We start from the raw sequence: 22,025 nt of genomic DNA, 5'->3' as shown, positions 1-22,025 counted from the left end.
ATAGTAGGTGCAAGAGGTGGATAAAATGAAAATTGAAATTTGGTCAGATTATGCATGCCCATTTTGTTACATAGGCAAGCGAACATTCGAACAAGCATTAAAGCAGTCCGGGTTTGAAAGCAAGGCTGAAATTTCATTTAAAGCCTTTCAATTAGATCCAGAGGCACCGAGCGATTCATCCATTTCGATATATGATCACTTGGCAACAAAAATGGGCCAGACAGTGGAGCAGGCAAAAGCAATGACGCAAGGTGTTGCTGAACAGGCCCAGACAGTCGGACTCCAATTCAACTTTAAGGATATGGTTCATACCAATACATTTGCAGCCCATCGCTTGGCGAAATGGGCGGAAAGTTTAGAACAAGACGCAGCAGTCACGGAAAAATTGCTTCATGGGCATTTCACTGAGATGAAAAATATCGGCGACCCAGGCGTGTTGGCTGATATTGCGGAAGAAGCGGGATTGCCGCGAGAAGAAGCGAAAGCAGTTATCGCTTCTGAAGCATTTTCAGAAGAAGTGCTAAAAGATATAGAAGAAGCCCGGCAAATCGGCATCCAGGGCGTACCTTTCTTTGTGGTCAACCGCAAATATGCCTTGTCAGGCGCTCAGCCGCTTGAAACGTTTATAGAAGCAATCAGTGAAATTGCTGAGGAAGAAGGCATCCGCCCGGCGTCAAAGCCGCGCAGCAAAACAAGTTATTGCACTGGAGATTCCTGCGAAGTATAAGCGTGAGCAGAGTAATGGACTTTCAAGCTGATTTCATATATGATTAGATTGTCTCGAATTAAAGATAATTAAAATTAGAATAAAAGGAGTTTTTATAAATAATGAACGTACTAGTAGTAAAAGCAAACAACCGTCCAGCAACTGAAGGCGTGTCTAGTAAAATGTATGAAGTATTTATGAATGAAATGGGAACTGACACTAATGTAACAACATTTGATGTCTTTAAAGAAGATATGCCTTACTTCGGCCAAGACTTTTTTGATGCAATGCAAAAATCGGCTCAAGCTGAAGCGATGACCGAATTGGAGCAGCGCATTCTGACTGCTTCTGCTAAAGCGATGGATGCATTTATGGAAGCAGATGTTGTCGTATTTGCTTTCCCATTGTGGAACATGACAATCCCGGCAGCTCTTCAAACTTTTATCGACTACATTAACCGTGCAGGCGTTACGTTTAAATATACGGCAGAAGGTCCAGTCGGTCTTGTACCTGAAAAGAAAGTTATTATTTTAAATGCACGCGGCGGCATCTATTCCACTCCTGAAATGGCTCCGGCTGAAATGAGTGTCAATTATATCCGCAATATCATGAACTTCTTTGGCATTCAAGACGTAAAAGAAGTTATCATTGAAGGCCATGCTCTTGATCCGGAAGCAGCGCCGTCAATTATTGAAGAAGGCATGGATCGCGTAAAGGAAGCGGCTCGCCAGCTTCAAGGCATAAAAGCTTAATAGACCATAAAAAAAGCCCGAAAGCGTATATTCGCTTTTGGGCTTTTTCTATTGATTAAAAATGGAGGGATAGGGTAGATAGCTTATAAAAAGGTTGTGAGGAGGAAGAGTATGTTAAAAGGAGAAAACACTAGCCGCGTTCCCGAGTTTCCCAAATCGTACTGGCGGGACGTTAAAGGCCTTCCAAGCTTTCCGGCGCTGCAAGAAAACGAGTCAACCGATATTGCAGTAGTGGGCGGCGGAATTACTGGAATCATCAGTGCATACCTGTTGGCAAAAGCGGGAAGAAAAGTTACTTTGATCGATGCCGGGAAGTTGATGGATGGCGTAACAGGCAACACTACAGCTAAAATCACGGCGCAGCATGGGCTGTTCTATTTTCCATTGATCAAGATCATGGGGGAAGAAAAAGCGCGGTTGTATTATGAGGCAAATCTTGAAGGCATGAATTGGATCAAGCAGACTGCATCTGAATTGAGTATCGACTGCGACTTTTCGCATCAAAACGCGTTTGTCTATTCCCAGTCGAAAATAGGGGCCAAGCTTATCGAAAAAGAAGCGGAAGCTTATCAGCAGCTTGGCATTGACGGAGGCCTTGCGAAAGACGAAGTTGAACTCCCTTATGAGGTGGAGCAGGCGATCATCATGCGCAATCAGGCCCAATTCCATCCCATAAAATTTTTGGCTGGCTTGGTGCATGAAATTGAGCGGCTGGGAGGGAAAATTTACGAACAGACCCGTGCAGTAAAGATTTTGAAGAAAAATGACCCGGTCATCCAAACAGAAAACATGTCGCATCTGTCATGCAATAAAGTGATTGTCGCGACCCATTATCCTTTCAATGATTCGGATGGCTTGTACTTCTCACGGCTGAACATCACCCGTTCCTACGTTATCGGAGTTCGGACGAACGGGCCTATTCCCAACGATATGTATGTCAGCGCGGATATGCCGTCGCGTTCATTGCGCTATGCGACCACTGATGACGGCGAAAAATTGCTGCTGATCGGAGGAGATGGCCATCCGACAGGAAAGAGCAAAACGGAAATGATGCAGCATTACCGCAACCTCGAACAATTTGGGGAGGAGCATTTCGGTATCGAAGACATTCCTTACCGCTGGTCTGCCCAAGATATGACAACGCTTGATAAAGTGCCTTATATCGGAACCGTTACAGCAGGGTATGACAATATCCTTGTAGCGACCGGATTCCATAAGTGGGGCATGGCCCATGGTGCGGTTTCTGGACTGTTGCTGTCCGACCAGATTCTTGGAAACGCCAACCGCTACTCGGAACTTTACGACCCGACCCGGCCGAAATTGAAGGCGGTTGATATCTTGAGCTTCCTGAAAGACAATGGCGGCGTAGCGAAAGAACTGATCAAAGGCAAGCTTAAATTGCCGTACAAGACGGTCGATGGCTTAGGCAAGGATGAAGGTGCCTTGGTTAAAGTAGGCAATAAAAGAGCTGGAGGCTACCGGGACAAATACGGCCAAGTCCATTTGGTCGACACCACTTGCACCCATATGGGATGCGAGTGCGCATGGAACAATGCTGAACGTTCATGGGACTGCCCATGCCATGGTTCACGGTTCTCCTATACTGGGGAAGTCCTGGAAGGGCCGGCTGTAAAACCTCTGAACAAACTTGGCGACCAATAAAAAAAGCGGCTAATCAATCTGATTAGCCGCTTTTTTATCGTTATATTCCTATGGCCGGTTTTCCAAATACGTGACCCATGCTTTTGAGCGCCAGCGGTAGAACATGATAAATCCCCGTACCCATTCGTCCATGATCGAAGCGATCCAAATGCCGACAAGGCCGTAAGCGAAATGGATGCCGAGCACATAAGAAAAAACCACACCCAGCCCCCACATCGACATAGTGCCGAAAATGAGGGGGAACTTCATATCTCCAACGGCTCGAAGAGACGTAATGATCATCATATTGATCGCGCGGCCGGGTTCTAGAATGATTGCCAAATAGATAAGCTTTTTAGCATCTTCAACGATAGCCGGGTCATTGGTGAACAAGGATAACAGCGGCTCTGAGACAAACGAGAAAGCTATCGCCAAAACCGCCGACACGGCAATTGCCAACTTCAGGCTGTCCAAACAGCGCCTGTAGGCATCATCATACTCTTTTGCGCCGACATGGCGGGCGACAAGGATTTGTGTGCCTTGAGATAGTGCCATGCTTCCCAGGACGATAAAACTCATTATATTAAACGCATAAATGCGTGTAGTGACAAACATAGTTCCCATATACGTGGTTATAAAGAAGATAGTGACGAACTGGCTTAAGTTGTATGAGATCTGTTCTGCTGCAGCAGGCAGGCCGATATGCAGCAATTCCTTCAAATGGGTTTTTGGCAACTTGAACGCTTTGAACAGACCGAGCGGTTCTTTTATCCGCTTTTTCAGTATATAAACAAACGCGGCCAAACCTAGCAAACGGCTGATCGTCGTGGCCATTCCGACACCGGCCACTCCCAGTACCGGAAAACCGAGCGGCCCAAACAAAACTACATAATTCAATAAAATATGAAATACATTCATCGCAATATTTATATACATGGCGTCTTTCGTAAATCCATGGCTGCGCAAGATCGCACTGAGTGTCAGCATGGCGGCTTGCAAGAACATGAAGCTTCCGACAAGCGTCAAGTAGCTTTGGGCTTCAAGAGCGACATGGCCGCTAACATTCATCCATTCGAGGATTTGGCCTTGGAAAAGATAGATGCCTCCGCTTAAAACTATTCCGATTCCTAGATTTGCAACAATGGAAACAGCAGCCAACTCGCTGGCGCGTTTCTTGTTTCCCGCCCCCAATGCCTGTGACATTAGGACAGTGGTTCCCGTGACGATAAATCCAAACATGACAATCAGCAAATAGATAATCTGATTTGCTATTCCTACCGCGGCTACTGCATCATCTGAATACTGGCTAAGCATGAAGGTGTCGACATTTCCCATCAACATGGCCAATAACAGCTCAGCAAATATCGGTATCGTTAATGCGGGCAAAGTGAATTGCTTCGCATTTTCTTTTGCAATCAATTGGTTCTTACTCCTTTAATATGGTTCAAAAATAAACAACGTTGTCCATCATACGGCAGGCGAGAAAGCGAGTCAATAGAAGATCCATAATTTTAGTAATATATTTTTATAAGATGTAATAATCTGAAATAAAATATGAATTAACAATATTCTTTCAAGCACTTTGCTGGAAAAAGTAGTATATTTTATGAATATAATGAAAATATAAAACGGTGATTCAATAGATATTGCTTTTCTCAAAAGAAAAAGACTGCAGGAAGTCCCCGGAATTCCGGGTCTTCTTACAGTCCAAAACCTTCTCAATGTCCAGCTGAAGTGCTTAGCCCATCGAGCCGCTTTTCTATTTAAGCAGGGTTAGCTTGCAGGTCTAGAGAAATCTTGATATCTTCGCCGACCAATACGCCGCCTGTTTCCAAAGCCTGGTTCCAAGTAAGGCCGAAGTCTTTGCGGTTTACTTTGCCTTCAGCGTTGAACGCAACAACTTCTACGCCCCACGGGTTTGTACCTTTGCCGCCGTATTCAACTTCGAAAGTAGCCGGGCGAGTGATGCCTTTGATTGTAAGATCGCCAGTCAACTCATATTCATCGCCTTTTTTCACGATGTCATTTGCTTTGAATGTGATGTATGGGAATTGTTCAGCGTCAAAGAAATCCGCGCTGCGCAAATGGCCATCACGGTCTGCATTGTTTGTGTTGATGCTTGCCACGTCGATTTTGAAATCGATCAAAGCGCCTTGCAGATTTTCTTCGTTTGCTTCAACTGTTGCATCATAAGCGCCGAAAGAGCCTTTGACTTTTGAAATCATCATATGTTTTACGGAAAATCCAACTTCTGAGTGTGCTGCGTCTACTGTCCATTTTTTCATGTGAATTGCCTCCTAGGATTTAATGTTCTGCTATAACTATAATGGACAGATATCTCGATGTCAATAAGTTTTAATTAAAAACTCTCGAATTCGAGATTATTTTTTTGTATGACTTTCGAACGGAACATCCGGATATAGCTTGTCAAATACCTCGGAACATCGGATACTGATAGAAGTGAAAAGAATTAGAAGGGATTTGCTCTAGATGACGAAAGAAAGATGGCTAGAAGATTTACGCCGTTTTTTGCCTGAACAACAGGTGAAAATCGATGAGCCGCTACACCTGCATACGTTAACGCGAATGGGTGGGCCAGCTGATATTTTTGTAACGCCAAAAACCGAAGATGAAACTGCTGAGACAGTTAAATATGCATACGAAAACAATATACCGCTTTTGCTTCTTGGAAATGGATCGAATATGGTCGTACGCGATGGAGGGGTCAGAGGAATCGTCCTTAATCTGAAAAGCCTTCAGGCCATCCGAATAGACGGCATGAGCGTCTATGCCCAAGGCGGCGCGAACATAAAGGAAGTGTCAAAAGCGGCTGCAAAGCACCGGCTTACAGGCATGGAATTTGCCTGTGGCATTCCAGGTTCTATCGGCGGCGCACTGGCGATGAATGCAGGCGCGTACGGCGGGGAGATCAAAGATGTCATTCGGCAAGCGACTGTGTTGACGCGGGAAGGCGAAAAGCTTGTATTGTCCAAAGAAGAGCTGGCTTTAAGCTACCGGAAAAGCATTATCACGAAAAAAGGCTATTACGTCCTGTCTGCTGAATTCGATCTGGAAGTCGGCAAGCAAAGCGTGATTGATGCGAAAATGAGCGAACTTACTTATCAAAGAGAATCCAAGCAGCCTTTGGAATTTCCTTCGGCTGGCAGTGTATTCAAACGCCCGCCTGGCAATTTTGCCGGCAAGCTGATACAGGAAAGCGGCCTTCAAGGCAAAGGCTTTGGAGGAGCGGAAGTTTCGACCAAACACGCAGGATTCATTGTCAACAAAAACAACGCTACAGCAAACGACTATATCCAGACAATTGAAATGGTGAAGGCGGCGGTCCGTGAGAAGTTCGGCATTGACCTGGAGCTGGAAGTGAAAATTGTCGGAGAAGATTTAGCCTAATTTAGAAGCGATGCCCGTAATGGAGGCATCGCTTTTAATTTTTTAAAAATGTCTATGTTATAATTCTCCTATATAGAAGAGGCGGAGGGGAAAGAATGATAGATTTTTCGACGAACGGCATCATTTTGATTGGCGGCATTTTCCTCTTAGCCGGTGTCCTTATGACAAAAGTTTCTTCACGCGCCGGTGTTCCTTCCCTCGTGCTCTTTATGATTATCGGTATGTCCCTGGGAAGCGACATATCTGGATTGATTTATTTTTCCAACGCGGAAATTGCTCAACTTGTCGGCATTGTCGCTTTGATCTTTATTTTATTCGAAGGGGGCCTGCAAGCGAGCTGGAAGCACATTCGGCCGGTGCTTGGCGGTTCCCTTGTTTTAGCGACGGTCGGGGTGGTCATTACCACATCAATTGTCGCCATAACAGCCTATTATATTCTTGATATCAATTGGATAGAAGCTTTTTTGCTTGGCTCGATTGTTGGGTCCACTGATGCTGCAGCGGTATTTTCGGTTCTTGCCGGCCAAAATATCAAATCCAAAATCTCTTCTACGCTAGAAGCCGAGTCAGGGACCAATGATCCGATGGCGATGTTTTTGACCATCGCTTTTATTCACTTGATCGAGGCGCCAGATTCGTCTGTCGGGCAAATGGTCGGGGATTTTGTTTTGGAAATGGGAATTGGCGCTATTATCGGAATAGGGATGGGGTTTGTGGCGGTATGGGCGATCAACCATAGCAGTTTGGATGCTTCCGGTCTGTATGCGGTATTGTCCGCAGGTTTTGCTATCTTCATTTACAGTTTTGCTGCAACACTTCATGGCAGCGGCTTGTTGGCGGTCTACCTCGCGGCTCTTGTGATGGGAACCCGGGAATTGACACAGAGCTATTCGATTGTGAGTTTTCATGAAGGAGTCGCATGGCTCATGCAGATTTTGATGTTCGTCATGCTTGGTTTGCTCGTTTTCCCAAGCGAGTTGGCTGATTGGGACCTGATATGGAGAGGGCTCGTTCTATCATTTGTACTGTTGCTTGTAGCGCGCCCGATTGCGGTTTTCGTTTCAACCATTTTTTTCGATTACTCCATAAAAGAAAAAATCTTCCTATCCTGGGCAGGGTTGAGGGGGGCTGTCCCGATTGTCCTTGCAACGTTTCCGCTGTTGGCAGGAGTGGACAACAGCTTCTTGTTCTTCAACATTGTGTTCTTTATCGTCATCACTTCAGCTTTGTTTCAAGGTTCGACTATTGCTTTCATGGCAAAAAAATTGGGGCTTAATGGGCCGCCGCAGCCGAAACGCATTCATTCTTTGGAATTGGTGTCGATGGACCGGGCGAATGCCGAGATGCTGGAAATTCAGCTGACTGAAAAATCTCCATTTGCCGGCCAGCTTGTCCAAACCATCGGCTTGCCTAAACAGACCGTTATCAGTGCCATTATCCGCTCGGGGAAACTTGTCATGCCGACAGGAAAAACCAAACTGAAAGTTGGAGATGTGCTTTACGTCTTGACGGAGAAAAAACAAGTATCCAAAGTGAAGATGGTGCTTGGAGAAGAAGATATGGCCAACTAACCCGCTGATAGCGGGTTTTTGCTTTGTTGAAGAGGGTTTTTGGCAGCTGCAGTCGAATGAAACACGATATAAGGAAAAGGAGGGAGCCTTTAGTGCCGGAAAATAGGAGGATAAGATCGTGGCTGAAGTGGTTGCTTGGAATGGCGGGTGCGCTATTGGTTCTCTCTATCGTCGTGCTGTTGTTTGTAAACGGTTTCATAAACAGGTCGAAGCCTAAAATTGAAGGGGAAACGACAGTCGGCATATTGGAAAACCGGGTGGATATCATACGAGACGATGTTGGTGTGCCGCATATTAAAGCGGAATCAGATGCGGATTTGTACCGGGCACAAGGTTATGTGCAAGCCCAGGACCGCATGTTTCAAATGGATTTGTCGCGCAGGCAAGCAAGCGGCCGCTTGGCGGAAGTGGTTGGAGAGGGGGCAATCGATACCGACAAGTTTTTCCGGACATTCAGTTTGAGGAACGCAGCTGAAAAATCTTGGGATGAATATAGTGATGAAGCGAAACAGGTGCTTGAGTGGCATGCAGAAGGCATCAACGCGTACATAAGAGAAGCGAAAGAGGAAGGCACACTCAGTTTTGAATTTTCGCTGCTTGGCTATGAACCGGAGGAATGGACACCGACAGATTCATTGGCCATCGGCAAATATATGGCATATGACCTTGGAGGCAATTGGTCGACACTTGCTATAAGGCATTGGGTCTTGAACGAATTCTCGGAAAACAAAGCAAGAGAGCTGTTCATCGAATATCCGGAAAATGCACCTTCGATCATTGAAGCGAATTTGAAGCAGCCGGTAAAAGTGGCAGGAGATTTTAAAGGGGCCGTTATTCCGCCGGAATTCAATGGCAGCAACAACTGGGTCCTATCCGGAGAAAAAACAGAAAGCGGAAAGCCGCTATTGGCGGACGATCCCCACCTTGGTCTCAGCACCCCTTCGATTTGGTACCAGATGCACCTGGAATCGCCGGAGCAAAATGTCAGCGGTGTTATTTTCGCCGGAATTCCCGGCATCATCTTAGGGCATAACGAGCATATAGCCTGGGGAGTGACGAATGTCGGGCCAGATGTCCAGGATTTATACATCGAAACGCCGAATCCAAAAGATTCTCATCAGTTCCTTTACGAAGGCAAGTGGGAGCAAGCGGAAGTCCGCGATGAACCGATCAAAGTGAAAGATGGAGAGACCGAAGATTTCGAAGTGGTCGTCACGCGCCACGGCCCAGTCATTTCTGGCGTCTTGTATGAGGAGGAAAATCCAGGAGCCTTGTTTTCGATGCAATGGACAGCGCTTGAACCGACATTAGAACTTCAAGCAGTCCTCGATTTCAACAAAGCATCAAACTGGGAAGAGTTTGAAACAGCTCTGGAAGACTTTCAAGCCCCGGCACAGAATTTTGTCTTTGCTTCGACCGATGGAACCATCGCTTATAAAGCAAATGGCCGGATTCCGATTCGGAAGACGGGGAACGGCCAATTGCCGGTTCCGGGAAATTCTGCTGATTATGGCTGGGAGGGGTATGTGCCTTTTGACGAATTGCCGCGCGCCATCAATCCGGAAAGCGGATTTCTCGCTACGGCGAACAATAAAGTGGTGGACAGCTCATACAAATACCATATCACCAATTTTTGGGCCCAGCCATATCGATATAATCGGATAGCGGAAGTGCTTGAAGGGAAGGGCAATTTGACAAAAGAAGATATGATGGCGCTTCAAATGGATCAGAAGAATTTGTATGCGGCTGAGTTTTTGGGGAATATGATTGCGGCTGTGCGGAGCGAGACGGATGATTTTGATGAATTGCTTGAAATGCTTGAACAATGGGATCAAATAGACAGCCAAGAACAAGCCCAACCGCTCATTTTTCATCAGTGGATCAGACAGCTGCCGATCACACTGCTTGCCGACGAATTTCCGGAAGATATTTTTGATATGCTGCCTGGGAAAAACCACATTACGGATCAAATGATGCGCGATGCTTTTGCGGGGCGGGAAGGGGCATGGGTTTCAGAGTATGGAGGCGTGGAAAAATGGCTTGCAGATTCGTTTGCTGAAAGCATTGCCGAAACAGAAGAAGCGTTTGGCAACAACTATGAAGACTGGAGCTGGGGGGAGAATCACAAGCTGGCATTCCCTCACCCGTTAGCCGGCGCTTCACCGGTTTTCGCCCATTTTCTAAATCCCGATCCGGTGCCGATCGGCGGTTCGGACATTACGGTCCAAGCGGCAGCTTCGGATTCTTCGGGCAATGTCAATCACGGCGCTTCCTGGCGGTTTGTCGCTGACTTGAGCAATCTGTCCAGTACATACCACATTGTCGGGCCGGGGCAAAGCGGCCACATGAAGTCACCTTATTTTCATAATCAAGTCGAGGACTGGATTGAAGGCAGATATCATGAAACGGTGTTGGTTGGAGAAGTGGATGGCTCATCATTAATTTTATCGCCGGAGTAAGTTATAATAGGAGAAAATGATTTGAGGCGGTTGAAGTGAATCGGATTTTGGCGGTTGGTTTTGGCGGAATGGCGGGAGCGTTGCTGCGGACATGGATCTACGCGGCAGTACCCGGCGGGTTTGGGATATGGACAGTCAATTTGGCTGGAAGCTTTTTGATCGGCGCAGCGGCTGCAAAGCTTGCTGGCAAGCCAGCGGAACTGCGGTTGTTTGTCTCGACAGGACTCATCGGTTCGTTTACCACATTTTCCGCTTTCTCCAGCGATTGGTTTCATTATTTGGAACGTTCGCTTATGGAAGGCATCGCCTTTGCGGTATGCATGACAGCGGGATCTATCGCGGCTGCAGCTTTTGGGCTATGGGCAGGCAGAAAGGGCGGCCGCTTATGATCGGCATTGCAGCGGGCGCATTTCTTGGGGCGGTCGCGCGTTACTTTTTTTATGTTTTCGTAGAAAAGAAAACTTGGCATCCCAAAACGGCAACTTGGCTTGTCAACAGCTTAGGTTCATTCGCCCTCGGTGCATTTATGGGGAGCGGACAGCTTTCGGTTTTCTGGATGACAGGGTTTTTGGGGGCTTTTACTACCTTTTCTACATTGGCGCTTGATATGGTCAAAGATATCGAAGAGGGAAAATGGCGGAGTGGGGTGTCATATGCAGCTGCCACTTTGCTCTGCGGTATTGTATTGTTCGGTGCGGCTTATACCGTATTCCAGTAAAACGGGCATCCTGCAAAGATACAGGATGCCCGTTTTATGTTGAGGATTTATCGGCAAACGTAGGCAAAGCCGAAAAACTTAAGGAAATAAAAACGTCCATCGTTTTTCTCGGACTGAGCGGTTCTTTCTGGAAGAAAAGGCGGCCAAGCTAGATGCCTGGCCGCCTTTTTGAATTCACTTAACAATGATGACAGGTGCTTGGACCCGTTTGGCCACTTTATGGCTGACGCTGCCGAGCACCATTTCCTGAAAAGAATTCAGTCCTCGGCTGCCGATGAACACCACGTCATAGCCAATTTCATTGGCATGCTGGACGATGGTCGGCCCTGGTGTGCCATGCAAAGTTTTCGTTTCAAACTTGATGCCTTCCGAACTGAAAATCTCTTCTAGCGGCAATAAATGCTTCCGCCGCTCATAATGAACTTCATCGCTGCTTTGGCCATGGAGGATTTCGCTTCGCGCTTTATCATAATCAATGACATAAAGAAGGGTAATGACAGCTTCAGGATTCGCTTTGGCCATTTTCACCGCTTCGCGGGCGGCTCTGATGGAATGTTCGGATCCATCTGCTGCAACAAGAATTTTTTGATACATGCAAAATCCCCCTTAATGTTGGCTTGAACTTCTGCCTGCATTGCCGTATGTCGCCAATTTGTCTACAAGTTTTCGGCTTGAAGCATTCAGCCCGGTGATCTCCACTTTTTGCGCTTTCGCCTGTAATTTGTTCATTACACGATCGATGGCCCCGACACCTGAGTCGTCCCAGACGGTTGCGTCTGAAAAGTCCAAAGTGATATGTTCAGCCGGTTCTACAGCATCAAAATATGATACAAAATCTTGAGTTGATGCAAAGAATAATTGTCCGTGTACTGTATAGACATTCGACGAACTTTTTTCGAATCCTTTTTTTCGGATCTCCACTTTGGAGATTTTGGCAGCAAATAATACAGCGCTCAAAATGACGCCTGCAAACACGCCTTTTGATAAATCGTGCGTGTAAACGACCACAATAACTGTCACCAGCATGACCAATGCGTCTGATTTTGGTGCGCTTGCCAAATATTTGAAAGAACTCCAGTCAAACGTGCCGATACATACCATGACCATGATGCCGGCAAGAACCGGCATTGGAATCTGGACAACCCAGTTTCCGAGGACAATGATCAAGAACATCAGCACGGCGCCGGCAGTGAACGTGGACAAGCGTCCACGCCCGCCAGATTGAACGTTGATGCCCGATTGCCCGATCATTGCGCATCCTGCCATTCCGCCAAAAAAGCCGGTGATGAAATTAGCAATTCCTTGTCCGCGCGCTTCCTGGTTCTTGTCTGAATCCGTTTCAGTCGCGTCGTCCAAAATGGATGCTGTCAGCAGGGACTCCAGCAAACCGATGATTGACAAGGCAAGAGCTGTCGGGAAAATAATCTGCAAAGTTTCAAAGTTGAACGGCACATCAGGCAGGAAGAACGTCGGCAGCGATTGGCTGATGGTGCCGAGGCTTCCAACATTCTGCATATCGATGCCCGCATACATGACAATTCCTGATAAAACCAGAATGGCGATAAGCGGAGCCGGGATTGCTGTGAAAAAACGCGGAAGAATATACACGATAGCAAGTGTGACTGCTACGAAAACATACGTAATCGTGTTAATGCCGAAAATGAACGGCACCTGTGCCAGGAAGATTAAAATGGCCAGTGAATTGACAAAGCCTATCATGACAGCGCGCGGGATGAATTTCATAAACCGCGCGATTTTCAAATAGCCGAAAATCACTTGGAGGATCCCTGTTAAAATGGTGGCAGCCAACAAATAATCCAACCCATGGTCCCGGACCAAAGTGACCATGGCAAGTGCCATCGCTCCTGTGGCAGCCGAAATCATGGCAGGCCTGCCGCCGACGAAAGAAATGATTACTGCAATAGAGAACGAAGCATACAGCCCGACCATCGGATCGACTCCGGCGATGATGGAAAAAGCGATTGCTTCTGGAATAAGAGCCAAAGCCACAACGATGCCGGCAAGAATATCTGCACGGATATTGCCGAACCATTGCTCTTTGTATGACATTGTGTTCAAAAAATTCCACTTCCTTTTATATTATTATAGTTTTGACTTCCCACTCTCAAAGAAGTCCCGGGTAATGGCAATCGTAAGAACTTTATCATTTTTTCTCGAAAGAGTAAATGCTTTTCATTCAAACCTTCGTTTGACTAAGTGTGTTCAAGGAATTATACTAAAGACAACAGTCAAATGTTTGTTTGAATGAAAGGGAGGTTTCTATTATGAGAGAAATTTGTGAGATCACAACAGTCCATCCCGAAGTGGTGGAAAAGGTTCAAACACATATGGCAGACCTGTCCGATGTGGCAAGCTTGTTCAAAGCATTGGCAGATGAAACTAGACTAAGTATTGCGTATGCGCTGACAATAGAAGAAGAAATGTGTGTCTGCGATATTGCGGCGGTGATCGGATCGTCGACAGCCACGGCTTCACATCACTTGCGCTACCTTCGCGATCGAGGGTTAGCCAAGTCTGAACGCAAAGGAAAACAAGTGTATTATGCGTTGTCCGATGACCATGTCCACCAGCTTGTGAAGATTGCCCATGAACATGCGAAAGAGGGTGTCAGGGATGCAAAAAACCTATCGTCTTGAAAATTTGTCATGCACAAGCTGTGCAGCTAAATTTGAAAAAAATGTCCGGGCCTTGCCTGAAATCAATACGGTCAACTTGAATTTTGGTGCTTCAAAACTGACCGTGGATGGAAATGTTTCGATTGCGGAACTCGAGAAAGCAGGGGCATTTGACCACATCCGCGTTTATCCTGAAAAAGCGCAAGTAGAGCATGTGCCGTTTTATAAGCGGCGCCAGACGATTGAAACGGTGATATCGTTCATACTGCTGGTTATAGGGACGTTCATTTCGTTTCAGACAAGCGAAACCGACCCGCGGGCGATCGGCTTGTTTGGAGCCTCAATTGCGGTCGGCGGCTATGGCATGTTTTGGACCGGGATCAAGAATTTGTCGAAGCTCCAATTCGATATGAAGACATTGATGACCATCGCTATTATCGGTGCGGTCATTATCGGGGAGTGGCGCGAGGGGGCGGTAGTCGTCTTTTTGTTCGCAGTCAGTGAAGCGCTGGAGTCTTTTTCGATGAACAAAGCGCGGCAGTCGATTCGCGGATTGATGGATTTAGCGCCGGCCCGCGCTTTGATTCAGCGGAATGGCGAGTTATTGGAACTGGATACTGAAGAGATCGAAATTGGTGATGTATTGATCGTCAAGCCGGGACAGAAAATTGCGATGGATGGAACGGTGCAAAGAGGCGCTTCCTCGGTTAACCAAGCGGCGATTACCGGAGAATCGATTCCTGTTTCGAAAGAACAAGGGGATGAAGTGTTTGCAGGCACACTTAACGAAGAGGGCGCACTCGAAATTCATGTCACCAAACGGGTGGAAGATACAACCATTGCGAAAATCATCCATTTAGTAGAAGAAGCTCAGGCGGAAAAAGCGCCTTCCCAAAAGTTTGTCGACCGTTTTGCCAAGTACTACACACCGGCCATCATTGCCATCGCATTTCTAGTGGCCATTGTGCCGGGGGTTGTGACTGGCAACTGGGAGCTTTGGGTTTACCAGGGTTTGGCTGTTTTAGTTGTTGGATGCCCGTGTGCGCTCGTAGTTTCGACGCCCGTGGCCATTGTTACTGCTATCGGAAACGCTGCCCGCCAAGGCGTCTTGATCAAAGGCGGCATCCATTTAGAGGAAACAGGCCGCATCCAGGCCATCGCTTTCGATAAAACAGGCACATTGACAAAAGGTTATCCGGAAATGACAGATGTATTTGCGGAGCCTGGCTATACAAAAGATGAAGTGGTGAAAATCGCAGCTTCTGTGGAAGCCATGTCCCAACACCCTCTTGCCCGCGCCATCACGGTTCAAGCAGACAAAATTTATGATCATGAAGATTTCCAATCGCTTACAGGAAAAGGTGCAAGTGCCATTGTCAACGGCATCCGTGTTTTTGTCGGAAGCCTGAATTGGGCGGAAGAAGAAGGTTTTCGGATTCCGCAGCAATACCGGAAACTGCAGGAGAGCGGCAAATCCGTCATGGCCGTCTTTTCCCAAATGGAGTTGATCGGCGCTATTGGCGTAGCTGATGCTGTTCGGAGTGAAAGCCCGGACATCATCCGGACATTGAAAAACCTGGGCATTCGACGGACCATTATGCTGACGGGCGACCACCCGGCAACTGCCAATGCCATTGGCGAAAGCATCGGCATGACGGATATACGGGCAGGATTGATGCCGGAAGATAAATTGTCTGCGGTCAAGGACCTGCAAAAAACATATGGCCGTGTTGCCATGGTGGGAGACGGAATCAATGATGCACCGGCTCTCGCCGCTTCCTCTATCGGTATTGCGATGGGCGGAGCCGGCACAGACGCCGCCCTGGAAACAGCGGATATTGCTTTGATGGCCGATGATTTAGAAAAACTTCCATATACAATTCGACTCAGCCGAAAAACTTTGCGTATAATAAAGGAAAATATCATTTTTGCATTAGGATTGAAAATAATTGCTTTGCTTCTGATAATTCCCGGATGGCTGACGCTATGGATCGCGATTTTTGCGGATATGGGTGCCACGCTGCTCGTTATCTTGAATGCGCTTCGGCTGGTGAAAGTTCAGAAGTAAGAAGTACTTGGAGGATTTTGGTTTGAAGTTAACTGAATGGACTATGGAAGAGCAAGAACAGCTTATCAATTTTATGACAACGAATTCATGGCCGTTTCACGGAATCGAACATCCGGTGCGGGGATTGATCCAAAAGACAATTGAAGAAGGCGGCTATCAGTCCGATCAAGTGACAACGTTCTGGATTGAAAACGACGAGGGCATGCAAGTAGGATTAGTGAAGATCTTTGATCTGCAAGATGACATTCCGCTCTTTGATTTGCGGATTGCGGACCCTTACCGTGGCAAAGGTTATGGACCGAAGGCGTTGAAAATGATTGCCGATCATGTGTTTTCACTGCCGGAAAGGAAAATACGCCTGGAAGGCAACACGCGCCACGATAACTTCGCGATGCGCAAAGCATTTGAACGGACTGGTTTTGTCAAAGAAGCCCATTTGCGCCAAGCGTGGTTTTCCCCGAAAGAGAACCGCTATTATGACGCGGTGACTTACGGTATGACCCGGGAAGACTGGCAGGCAGGAATTACCACGCCTGTCCATTGGGATGACGCGGTAGAGATTGTCAAAGAACCGACTTTTAACCCCATCTTGCTTGATTTTCCGGAAGAGTTTGAATCGGAGCGCCTGCTGATCCGGATGCCAAAACGAGAAGACGCAAAACTCAGCTACGAAGCCGTTCTCCATTCTATAGATGCTTTGCGTCCATGGATGCCATTTGCCCAGAAAAAACCGGATTTGGCGCAGATGGAGGCAAACTTAGTGGAAGCCATTGCTGATTTTCAGCTGCGCAAAGATTTGCGCCTGCATTTTTTCTCAAAAGAAACAGGCGAATTTATCGGTTCCTCCGGCCTTCACCGGATTGATTGGGAAGTCCGCAAGTTTGAGATCGGCTATTGGGTGGATAACCGCTTTGAAGGGAAAGGCTATGTTACGGAAGCGGTTGACCGCATCACAAAATTTGCCTTTGAAGAACTCGAAGCCAATCGGGTGGAAATACGCTGCGATCCGGAGAATGTCCGGAGCCGGGCTGTAGCTGAACGGTTGAAGTTTGAACTTGAAGGCATCCTCCGGAAAGATTCCGTTTCAAAAATCGGCAACAAATTGCGCGATACATGTGTGTATGCAAAAGTGAAAGAATAAAAAGAAGCGGCGGGGGAATTTCCCCCGCCGCTTCTTTAGGCTAAACGCCCCGTCTGCCTGTCACTAAGTTGATAATCAAAATAATAGCTGCGATGACTAAAAGAATGTGAATTAAACCACCTGCAACGTCCATTAAAAATCCGATCAACCAAAAAGCAATGACTACAACTAAAATAATCCAAAGTATGCGGCCCATGTTCCTCACCTATCCTTTCTGGTTCCATAGTAATAAGTACCCTGTTTCGATCTCGGCCAAACATCGGCGGAAAAATGAATCTATTTACAGACCCGCGGGAGTCGGTTGTTCGATGGGGTGGGGTATAGTAAACTGAAGAGAGCCACGTTAGGGAGGAAATCATTTTGCCTACTCCGAGTATGGAAGACCATATTGAAATAATCTATTCGCTAATTGAACAAAAAGGATATGCACGTGTCTCGGATATTGCGGAAGCTTTATCGGTTCTGCCATCCTCCGTGACAAAGATGGTCCAGAAGTTGGATAAAGATGGATATCTGATATACGAACGCTATCGCGGTCTTATGCTGACTCCTCAAGGGCAGAAGTTAGGAAAGCGGCTTGTGAAACGGCATGATCTGCTTGAGCAATTTCTGCGGCTGATCGGGGTTGATGAAGAGCGTATTTACGGGGATGTAGAAGGGATCGAACACCATTTGAGCTGGAATTCAATCAACCGGATTGCCGACCTGGTTCAAGTGCTGGAAGAAAACCCGGCATTCAGGGAAGAACTGGAAAAGCTGAAAAACGAACAAAACGAGAAATAATCGATACAAGGAGGATATATAAATGGCATTGCATCCAGGGTTAAAAGCGACATTACAGATAAAAGACCGGTCAGGGTCCCAATGGATATTGACGAACAGTTCCGGGGATGAAGTCCTTATGAATGCATCGGAGATTGAAGAAGGCCAAGAAATCGGCGGGGAAATAGAAGTGTTTATGTACCGCAACCGCCAAGGCGGCATTTCAGCTACACCGATGATTCCGCATATTTTGCCAAGCCAATACGGCTGGGCGAAGGTTTTGAAAGTATCAAAGCGGGAAGGGCTGGTAGTGGATATTGGCACAACGCGGGAAGTATATGTGCTTCCTGCCGATCTTCCCCAAATTGAAGAGTTGTGGCCAGAGCCGGGCGACCATATTTTCATGACATTGCGCACCGACCGTTACGGGGATTTGTATGGCCGGCTTGCGACGGAAGAAACAGTGAGTGAACTGTCCATTCCGGCTCCGGAAGAGGTGTTCAACAAGGATTTGAAAGCGCGCGCTTATCGTTTGCTTCCGGTCGGCTCATTTATGCTTTCCGTTCCCGAAATGTACCGTATCTTTGTCCACGAAAGTGAACGCGAGGAAGAACCGCGTCTTGGGGAAGAAAAAACTGTTCGTGTAATCGGCGTTAAAGAAGACCGAACATTGAATGGCTCTTTGCTTCCTAGAAAGCAAGAACGCCTTTCCAGCGATGCGGAAAAAATCACGGCTTATCTGGAAGAGTCAGGCGGCCAGATGCCGTTCACCGATAAATCATCACCGGATGAAATCCAGGAAATGTTCGGCATGAGCAAAGCCGCATTCAAGCGGGCGCTTGGCACTTTATATAAAGCACGCAGGATTGTGCAAGAAGAAGGTTGGACAAAGTTAACCAAGTAATGCAACCTTTTCCCCGCAAGTTTCGTATTAATTTGGAGAAAGGGGTTATAACCAATGAAAAAAATGATTTCGGCCATTACGATGGTTGTTGCAGTATCGGTCTTATCGCCGGCAATGGGTTCGGCAAACGTCGGCATCAATGAAAAATTCGGCTTGCCAATCGCAGTGTATGGCGGCGACTTATCAGCAACTGAAAAAGAAAGTGTCGCAAAAAGCCTGGAAGCAACAGGTGAGGTAGAAGAAATTGAAGTGACAGGGCAGGACCTTGTAAAATACATTAAAGACGGCGATTCGCGCGCGCGTATGTATTCTTCCGCTAAAATCACGCGGCAAGACGAAGGAAAAGGCATGGTAGTCCAAATTGTCACGCCTGACAACATCACGCAAGTAACGACGGAAATGTACGCCAATGCGATGCTGACTGCAGGCATCAAAGACGCGACTGTAGAAGTGGCAGCACCAAAACCGGTAACTGGGCATTCGGCGCTTGTCGGCATTTATAAGGCTTATGAAGTGAACGGCGGAGAAGAATTGGACCCCGAGCGGACAGATGTAGCCAACGACGAACTGGGTGTAGCGACTGAAATCGCCGACAGTGGGGTTGACGAAGCCAAGGTCAGCGAATTGTTGACAGAGATTAAGAAAGATATTGCTGAACAACAGCCTGAATCGCGGGAAGAAGTAGAGAAGATCGTAGAAGAGCAAATCGTTAAGCTGCAAATCGAACTGAGTCCGGAAGATCGCCAATTGTTGGTGGATTTGATGGACCGGATCCGGAATCTGGACATTGATTTTTCTCAATGGTCAAACGAACTTAATGATTTAAGCCAGACGATTGAAGACAAAATCGGTACAGTTGTCAACGATGACGGGTTCTGGCAAAGTGTGAAGAATTTCTTTAACAAGCTGATCGATGGCATTCGTTCATTGTTAAGTTGATAGGGTAAAAAGGCGAACCGGCAGATATACTGGTTCGCCTTTTTTGTTTTTATTAAGAAGTTTCCTTTGTTGCGCTATCGGAAAGTAAGTGATAAGATAACTTTAATATCTCGAATTCAAGATAATAAAAGGAGGAAGTTCAATGAAATTAGAAGGAATCCACCATGTATCAGCAATTACAGCCAATGCAGACAAAAACCATGCGTTTTTTACCGGTATATTAGGAATGCGTTTGGTGAAGAAAAGCGTCAATCAGGACAATACGTCTTCGTATCACCTGTTTTATGCAGACGCAGTCGGGACCCCTGGGACAGACATGACCTATTTTGATATTCCTATGGCAGGCAGAACTTACCCTGGTGTATCAAGCATCAGCAGCACAGGATTCCGCGTGAAAAGCGAAGCGGCCTTGGATTATTGGATAAGCCGGTTTGAAGGATACGGCGTGCCGCATGGTGAAATCGAACTGCGTTTTAACCGGCCTACATTGACTTTTCAAGATTTTGAAGGATCGCGTCTTATGCTCGTTGTTGATGATGGATCCGGAATCGAATACGGGATTCCTTGGTCAAAAAGCGGGGTCCCGGATGAATTTGCGATTGTCGGATTGGGGCCTGTCCAGCTTACCGTCCGCAAAGCCGGCAAGACGGCTGCTACGCTGACGAACATTCTTGGCTTTGAACAAATCGGCTCCTATCCTTCAACGGTGGATGGCATGCCGGATATTTTAGTGTTTTCGACAGGAAAAGGCGGGCCTGCCGGCGAAGTACACTTAGAAGAGCGCACGGATTTGCCGCCTGAACGTCCGGGCAGAGGCAGTGTACATCATGTTGCGTTTCGTGTTAAGACGTTTGAGGAATATAGTAAGTGGAATGAGTATTTGCGTTCGAACGGTTTTGTCACTTCGGGGGAAGTGGACCGTTACTATTTCAAGGCAATCTACTTCCGTGAACCTAATGGCATCTTGTTTGAACTGTCAACAGATGAACCGGGATTTGCGACCGATGAGCCAATGGAAGAACTTGGGGAAAAACTGGCTTTGCCGCCGTTCCTGGAGCCAAAGCGGACACAGATCGAAGCTTCCTTACGCCCATTAACGCTTAACGACTAAGGTAAGAGGAGGATGAAAAATGCAATTTGAATTCACGGAACTTGGCCATGACGAATTTGCTTTTATCTGGAAAGAAGCTGGAGATCTAAAAGCGGAAATTACATGGACGCAAATGGCCAATGTCATGGTCATAGAGCATACGTATGTCGATCAATCACTGCGTAACCAAGGCATAGCGAAAAAACTGCTGGATGAAGCGGCAAATTACGCGCGCCAAAAAAATTACAAGATGGAACCTGTCTGCACATACGCCGCTGTAGCATTTGAGCGTTACAGTGAGTATGACGATGTAAAAGCGTAAACATAAAAAGCAATCCGCTATTTTCTCTAGTGGATTGCTTTTTTACGTTTCGGTTATGTAGTTTTTCATGTTTTCCTCCAATTTATAGGCTTGTCATAAAGAAAACGATAGCTGTCAAAATGGAAGCTCCACCGATGCCGTACATGAAATCTGCTTGGTTAAATATTAGTTTTTTTTCCATTTTCTAGAACTCCTCTCAAATCTTTGATATTAATAAATTACCCGGGATTAGAAACTTTAAACAGGTTTTATTAAATTTTTTAGGGGAAAGGAATAGCAAGAAACGATATTTTATGATACATGCAAGAAAAAACTAAAAAGAGGTGATCGAAATGAACGAAGGCAGAGTAAGCAGAGGCGCTGAAAAAGCGTTAGGCATAATAGGCATAGTCTTCAACCTTATTGTCATTGTTTCCACCATTCTTTTGATCAGCAACTCGGGCAGCTTTCAAAACTCTCCGCAATTCCAGCAATTCGAAGAAGAAATCAGGAATAATCCATCTTTCTCAAATCCTCAAGATGCCCAGGCGGCAATTGACGCTTTTGTAGCCAGTTTTGGAGTGGTCGGCTGGACGCTTGTGGCTTTGTTGGCAATCAGTACACTTTTTGCGATACTGGCTTTGCTCAATCTTCGTAAGGATAAGAATGCAAAATTAGCGGGTGCGTTTTTTATCATCGCTGGCTTGTTTGCGGGAGTATTGTCCTTGACGTCTATTCTTTTCTATATTGCTGCAATCATGTGTTTTGTCCGCCGGGCAAAGCATAGACGAGATGATGATTTGCGCTACCGCGACGACAACGGAGGCGCACGCACAGACAGCCATTCCCAACGTACGGACCACACAGAAACCCGTACAGATGAAGCGCTTCATAAAAAAGAAGACACACCGTATCGACCGCTATAAAGT

The 22,025-nt window shown here is 46.6% G+C and carries 22 protein-coding genes; 17 read left to right on the top strand and 5 right to left on the bottom strand.

The annotated features are described in order from the left end of the window. Window positions 1-25 precede the first annotated feature (25 nt). From FQV30_RS14325 to FQV30_RS14315, 3 genes are all read left to right on the top strand, one after another. Window positions 26-727 (top strand): DsbA family oxidoreductase, encoded by a 702-nt coding sequence (locus tag FQV30_RS14325; RefSeq protein ID WP_146500835.1) that lies wholly within the window; start codon window positions 26-28, stop codon window positions 725-727. Window positions 728-828: 101 nt separating this feature from the next. Then, window positions 829-1,458, top strand: a complete 630-nt coding sequence (locus tag FQV30_RS14320; RefSeq protein ID WP_186725670.1) for an FMN-dependent NADH-azoreductase — start codon at window positions 829-831, stop codon at window positions 1,456-1,458. Between the two features lie 111 nt (window positions 1,459-1,569). Further along, complete coding sequence (locus FQV30_RS14315) at window positions 1,570-3,120, top strand: FAD-dependent oxidoreductase (RefSeq protein WP_146500833.1); 1,551 nt, start codon at window positions 1,570-1,572, stop codon at window positions 3,118-3,120. Between the two features lie 48 nt (window positions 3,121-3,168). On the opposite strand, the gene FQV30_RS14310 is transcribed toward FQV30_RS14315, so the two are convergent. Together FQV30_RS14310 and FQV30_RS14305 are read right to left on the bottom strand one after the other, a co-directional pair. Continuing rightward, window positions 3,169-4,518 (bottom strand): MATE family efflux transporter, encoded by a 1,350-nt coding sequence (locus FQV30_RS14310; protein ID WP_370512404.1) that lies wholly within the window; start codon window positions 4,516-4,518, stop codon window positions 3,169-3,171. Between the two features lie 344 nt (window positions 4,519-4,862). Beyond that, window positions 4,863-5,384: a YceI family protein gene (locus FQV30_RS14305; RefSeq protein ID WP_146500832.1), complete on the bottom strand. Its 522-nt coding sequence runs from the start codon at window positions 5,382-5,384 to the stop codon at window positions 4,863-4,865. A gap of 205 nt (window positions 5,385-5,589) precedes the next feature. On the opposite strand from FQV30_RS14305, the gene murB reads away from it, so the two are divergent. The 5 genes from murB (at window position 5,590) to FQV30_RS14280 (ending at window position 11,255) form a co-directional block, all read left to right on the top strand. After that, entirely contained in the window at window positions 5,590-6,507 is a 918-nt protein-coding gene (gene murB / locus FQV30_RS14300) for a UDP-N-acetylmuramate dehydrogenase (protein WP_146500831.1), read from the top strand. A gap of 95 nt (window positions 6,508-6,602) precedes the next feature. After that, window positions 6,603-8,078, top strand: coding sequence for a potassium/proton antiporter (locus FQV30_RS14295; protein ID WP_146500830.1), 1,476 nt, complete (start codon window positions 6,603-6,605; stop codon window positions 8,076-8,078). A 140-nt stretch (window positions 8,079-8,218) separates the two neighbouring features. Further along, the gene (locus FQV30_RS14290; RefSeq protein WP_146500829.1) at window positions 8,219-10,537 is read left to right on the top strand and encodes a penicillin acylase family protein; all 2,319 of its coding nucleotides are present in this window, start codon (window positions 8,219-8,221) and stop codon (window positions 10,535-10,537) included. A 35-nt stretch (window positions 10,538-10,572) separates the two neighbouring features. Next, window positions 10,573-10,926: a fluoride efflux transporter FluC gene (locus FQV30_RS14285; RefSeq protein ID WP_146500828.1), complete on the top strand. Its 354-nt coding sequence runs from the start codon at window positions 10,573-10,575 to the stop codon at window positions 10,924-10,926. Then, window positions 10,923-11,255, top strand: a complete 333-nt coding sequence (locus tag FQV30_RS14280; RefSeq protein WP_146500827.1) for a fluoride efflux transporter FluC — start codon at window positions 10,923-10,925, stop codon at window positions 11,253-11,255. Before FQV30_RS14285 ends, FQV30_RS14280 begins: the two co-directional genes overlap by 4 nt. A gap of 174 nt (window positions 11,256-11,429) precedes the next feature. Here FQV30_RS14280 and FQV30_RS14275 read toward each other — a convergent pair whose 3' ends face one another. Continuing rightward, window positions 11,430-11,849 (bottom strand): universal stress protein, encoded by a 420-nt coding sequence (locus FQV30_RS14275; protein ID WP_146500826.1) that lies wholly within the window; start codon window positions 11,847-11,849, stop codon window positions 11,430-11,432. A gap of 12 nt (window positions 11,850-11,861) precedes the next feature. Then, a complete protein-coding gene (locus tag FQV30_RS14270) occupies window positions 11,862-13,325 on the bottom strand; it encodes a SulP family inorganic anion transporter (RefSeq protein WP_146501096.1) in 1,464 nt (487 codons plus the stop codon). A gap of 215 nt (window positions 13,326-13,540) precedes the next feature. Between FQV30_RS14270 and FQV30_RS14265 the strand changes: the two genes are divergently transcribed. The 3 genes from FQV30_RS14265 to FQV30_RS14255 are packed head-to-tail and all read left to right on the top strand — an operon-like array spanning window position 13,541 to window position 17,100. Continuing rightward, the gene (locus FQV30_RS14265) at window positions 13,541-13,912 is read left to right on the top strand and encodes an ArsR/SmtB family transcription factor (protein ID WP_146500825.1); all 372 of its coding nucleotides are present in this window, start codon (window positions 13,541-13,543) and stop codon (window positions 13,910-13,912) included. Then, complete coding sequence (locus tag FQV30_RS14260) at window positions 13,890-15,959, top strand: heavy metal translocating P-type ATPase (protein ID WP_146500824.1); 2,070 nt, start codon at window positions 13,890-13,892, stop codon at window positions 15,957-15,959. Before FQV30_RS14265 ends, FQV30_RS14260 begins: the two co-directional genes overlap by 23 nt. A 22-nt stretch (window positions 15,960-15,981) precedes the next feature. Next, window positions 15,982-17,100, top strand: coding sequence for a GNAT family N-acetyltransferase (locus tag FQV30_RS14255; protein WP_146500823.1), 1,119 nt, complete (start codon window positions 15,982-15,984; stop codon window positions 17,098-17,100). Between the two features lie 40 nt (window positions 17,101-17,140). Here FQV30_RS14255 and FQV30_RS14250 read toward each other — a convergent pair whose 3' ends face one another. Beyond that, entirely contained in the window at window positions 17,141-17,296 is a 156-nt protein-coding gene (locus tag FQV30_RS14250; protein WP_146496808.1) for a lmo0937 family membrane protein, read from the bottom strand. Window positions 17,297-17,460: 164 nt separating this feature from the next. On the opposite strand from FQV30_RS14250, the gene mntR reads away from it, so the two are divergent. From mntR to FQV30_RS14220, 6 genes are all read left to right on the top strand, one after another. Beyond that, a complete protein-coding gene (gene mntR / locus FQV30_RS14245) occupies window positions 17,461-17,883 on the top strand; it encodes a transcriptional regulator MntR (protein WP_146500822.1) in 423 nt (140 codons plus the stop codon). Between the two features lie 22 nt (window positions 17,884-17,905). Continuing rightward, window positions 17,906-18,766 (top strand): CvfB family protein, encoded by an 861-nt coding sequence (locus tag FQV30_RS14240; protein WP_146500821.1) that lies wholly within the window; start codon window positions 17,906-17,908, stop codon window positions 18,764-18,766. Window positions 18,767-18,820: 54 nt separating this feature from the next. Then, window positions 18,821-19,705 carry a DUF1002 domain-containing protein gene (locus FQV30_RS14235; RefSeq protein ID WP_146500820.1) on the top strand — a complete coding sequence of 295 codons (885 nt, stop codon included), beginning with the start codon at window positions 18,821-18,823 and terminating at the stop codon, window positions 19,703-19,705. A gap of 142 nt (window positions 19,706-19,847) precedes the next feature. Beyond that, complete coding sequence (locus FQV30_RS14230; protein WP_146500819.1) at window positions 19,848-20,816, top strand: ring-cleaving dioxygenase; 969 nt, start codon at window positions 19,848-19,850, stop codon at window positions 20,814-20,816. Between the two features lie 19 nt (window positions 20,817-20,835). After that, on the top strand, window positions 20,836-21,117 hold the full coding sequence (locus FQV30_RS14225) for a GNAT family N-acetyltransferase (RefSeq protein ID WP_146500818.1): 282 nt from the start codon (window positions 20,836-20,838) through the stop codon (window positions 21,115-21,117). A 332-nt stretch (window positions 21,118-21,449) separates the two neighbouring features. Continuing rightward, on the top strand, window positions 21,450-22,022 hold the full coding sequence (locus FQV30_RS14220; protein ID WP_146500817.1) for a DUF4064 domain-containing protein: 573 nt from the start codon (window positions 21,450-21,452) through the stop codon (window positions 22,020-22,022). Window positions 22,023-22,025 lie beyond the last annotated feature (3 nt).

This window comes from Planomicrobium sp. CPCC 101110 (genome assembly GCF_007859395.1).
Classification (GTDB): Bacteria; Bacillota; Bacilli; order Bacillales_A; family Planococcaceae; genus Planococcus.
Note: the sequence above shows the minus strand (reverse complement) of the source record. Positions and strands in the feature narration are given on the sequence as shown.

Excerpts from the sequence above, each read along its gene's own strand:
- FQV30_RS14220 (WP_146500817.1), top strand. The coding sequence starts at position 21,450 with ATGAACGAAGGCAGAGTAAGCAGAGGCGCTGAAAAAGCGTTAGGCATA.
- FQV30_RS14250 (WP_146496808.1), bottom strand. The coding sequence starts at position 17,296 with ATGGGCCGCATACTTTGGATTATTTTAGTTGTAGTCATTGCTTTTTGG.
- FQV30_RS14225 (WP_146500818.1), top strand. The coding sequence starts at position 20,836 with ATGCAATTTGAATTCACGGAACTTGGCCATGACGAATTTGCTTTTATC.
- FQV30_RS14280 (WP_146500827.1), top strand. The coding sequence starts at position 10,923 with ATGATCGGCATTGCAGCGGGCGCATTTCTTGGGGCGGTCGCGCGTTAC.
- FQV30_RS14315 (WP_146500833.1), top strand. The coding sequence starts at position 1,570 with ATGTTAAAAGGAGAAAACACTAGCCGCGTTCCCGAGTTTCCCAAATCG.
- FQV30_RS14325 (WP_146500835.1), top strand. The coding sequence starts at position 26 with ATGAAAATTGAAATTTGGTCAGATTATGCATGCCCATTTTGTTACATA.
- FQV30_RS14320 (WP_186725670.1), top strand. The coding sequence starts at position 829 with ATGAACGTACTAGTAGTAAAAGCAAACAACCGTCCAGCAACTGAAGGC.
- FQV30_RS14240 (WP_146500821.1), top strand. The coding sequence starts at position 17,906 with ATGGCATTGCATCCAGGGTTAAAAGCGACATTACAGATAAAAGACCGG.
- murB (WP_146500831.1), top strand. The coding sequence starts at position 5,590 with ATGACGAAAGAAAGATGGCTAGAAGATTTACGCCGTTTTTTGCCTGAA.
- FQV30_RS14270 (WP_146501096.1), bottom strand. The coding sequence starts at position 13,325 with ATGTCATACAAAGAGCAATGGTTCGGCAATATCCGTGCAGATATTCTT.
- FQV30_RS14305 (WP_146500832.1), bottom strand. The coding sequence starts at position 5,384 with ATGAAAAAATGGACAGTAGACGCAGCACACTCAGAAGTTGGATTTTCC.
- FQV30_RS14295 (WP_146500830.1), top strand. The coding sequence starts at position 6,603 with ATGATAGATTTTTCGACGAACGGCATCATTTTGATTGGCGGCATTTTC.
- FQV30_RS14265 (WP_146500825.1), top strand. The coding sequence starts at position 13,541 with ATGAGAGAAATTTGTGAGATCACAACAGTCCATCCCGAAGTGGTGGAA.
- FQV30_RS14235 (WP_146500820.1), top strand. The coding sequence starts at position 18,821 with ATGAAAAAAATGATTTCGGCCATTACGATGGTTGTTGCAGTATCGGTC.
- FQV30_RS14230 (WP_146500819.1), top strand. The coding sequence starts at position 19,848 with ATGAAATTAGAAGGAATCCACCATGTATCAGCAATTACAGCCAATGCA.
- FQV30_RS14260 (WP_146500824.1), top strand. The coding sequence starts at position 13,890 with ATGCAAAAAACCTATCGTCTTGAAAATTTGTCATGCACAAGCTGTGCA.
- FQV30_RS14275 (WP_146500826.1), bottom strand. The coding sequence starts at position 11,849 with ATGTATCAAAAAATTCTTGTTGCAGCAGATGGATCCGAACATTCCATC.
- FQV30_RS14290 (WP_146500829.1), top strand. The coding sequence starts at position 8,219 with ATGGCGGGTGCGCTATTGGTTCTCTCTATCGTCGTGCTGTTGTTTGTA.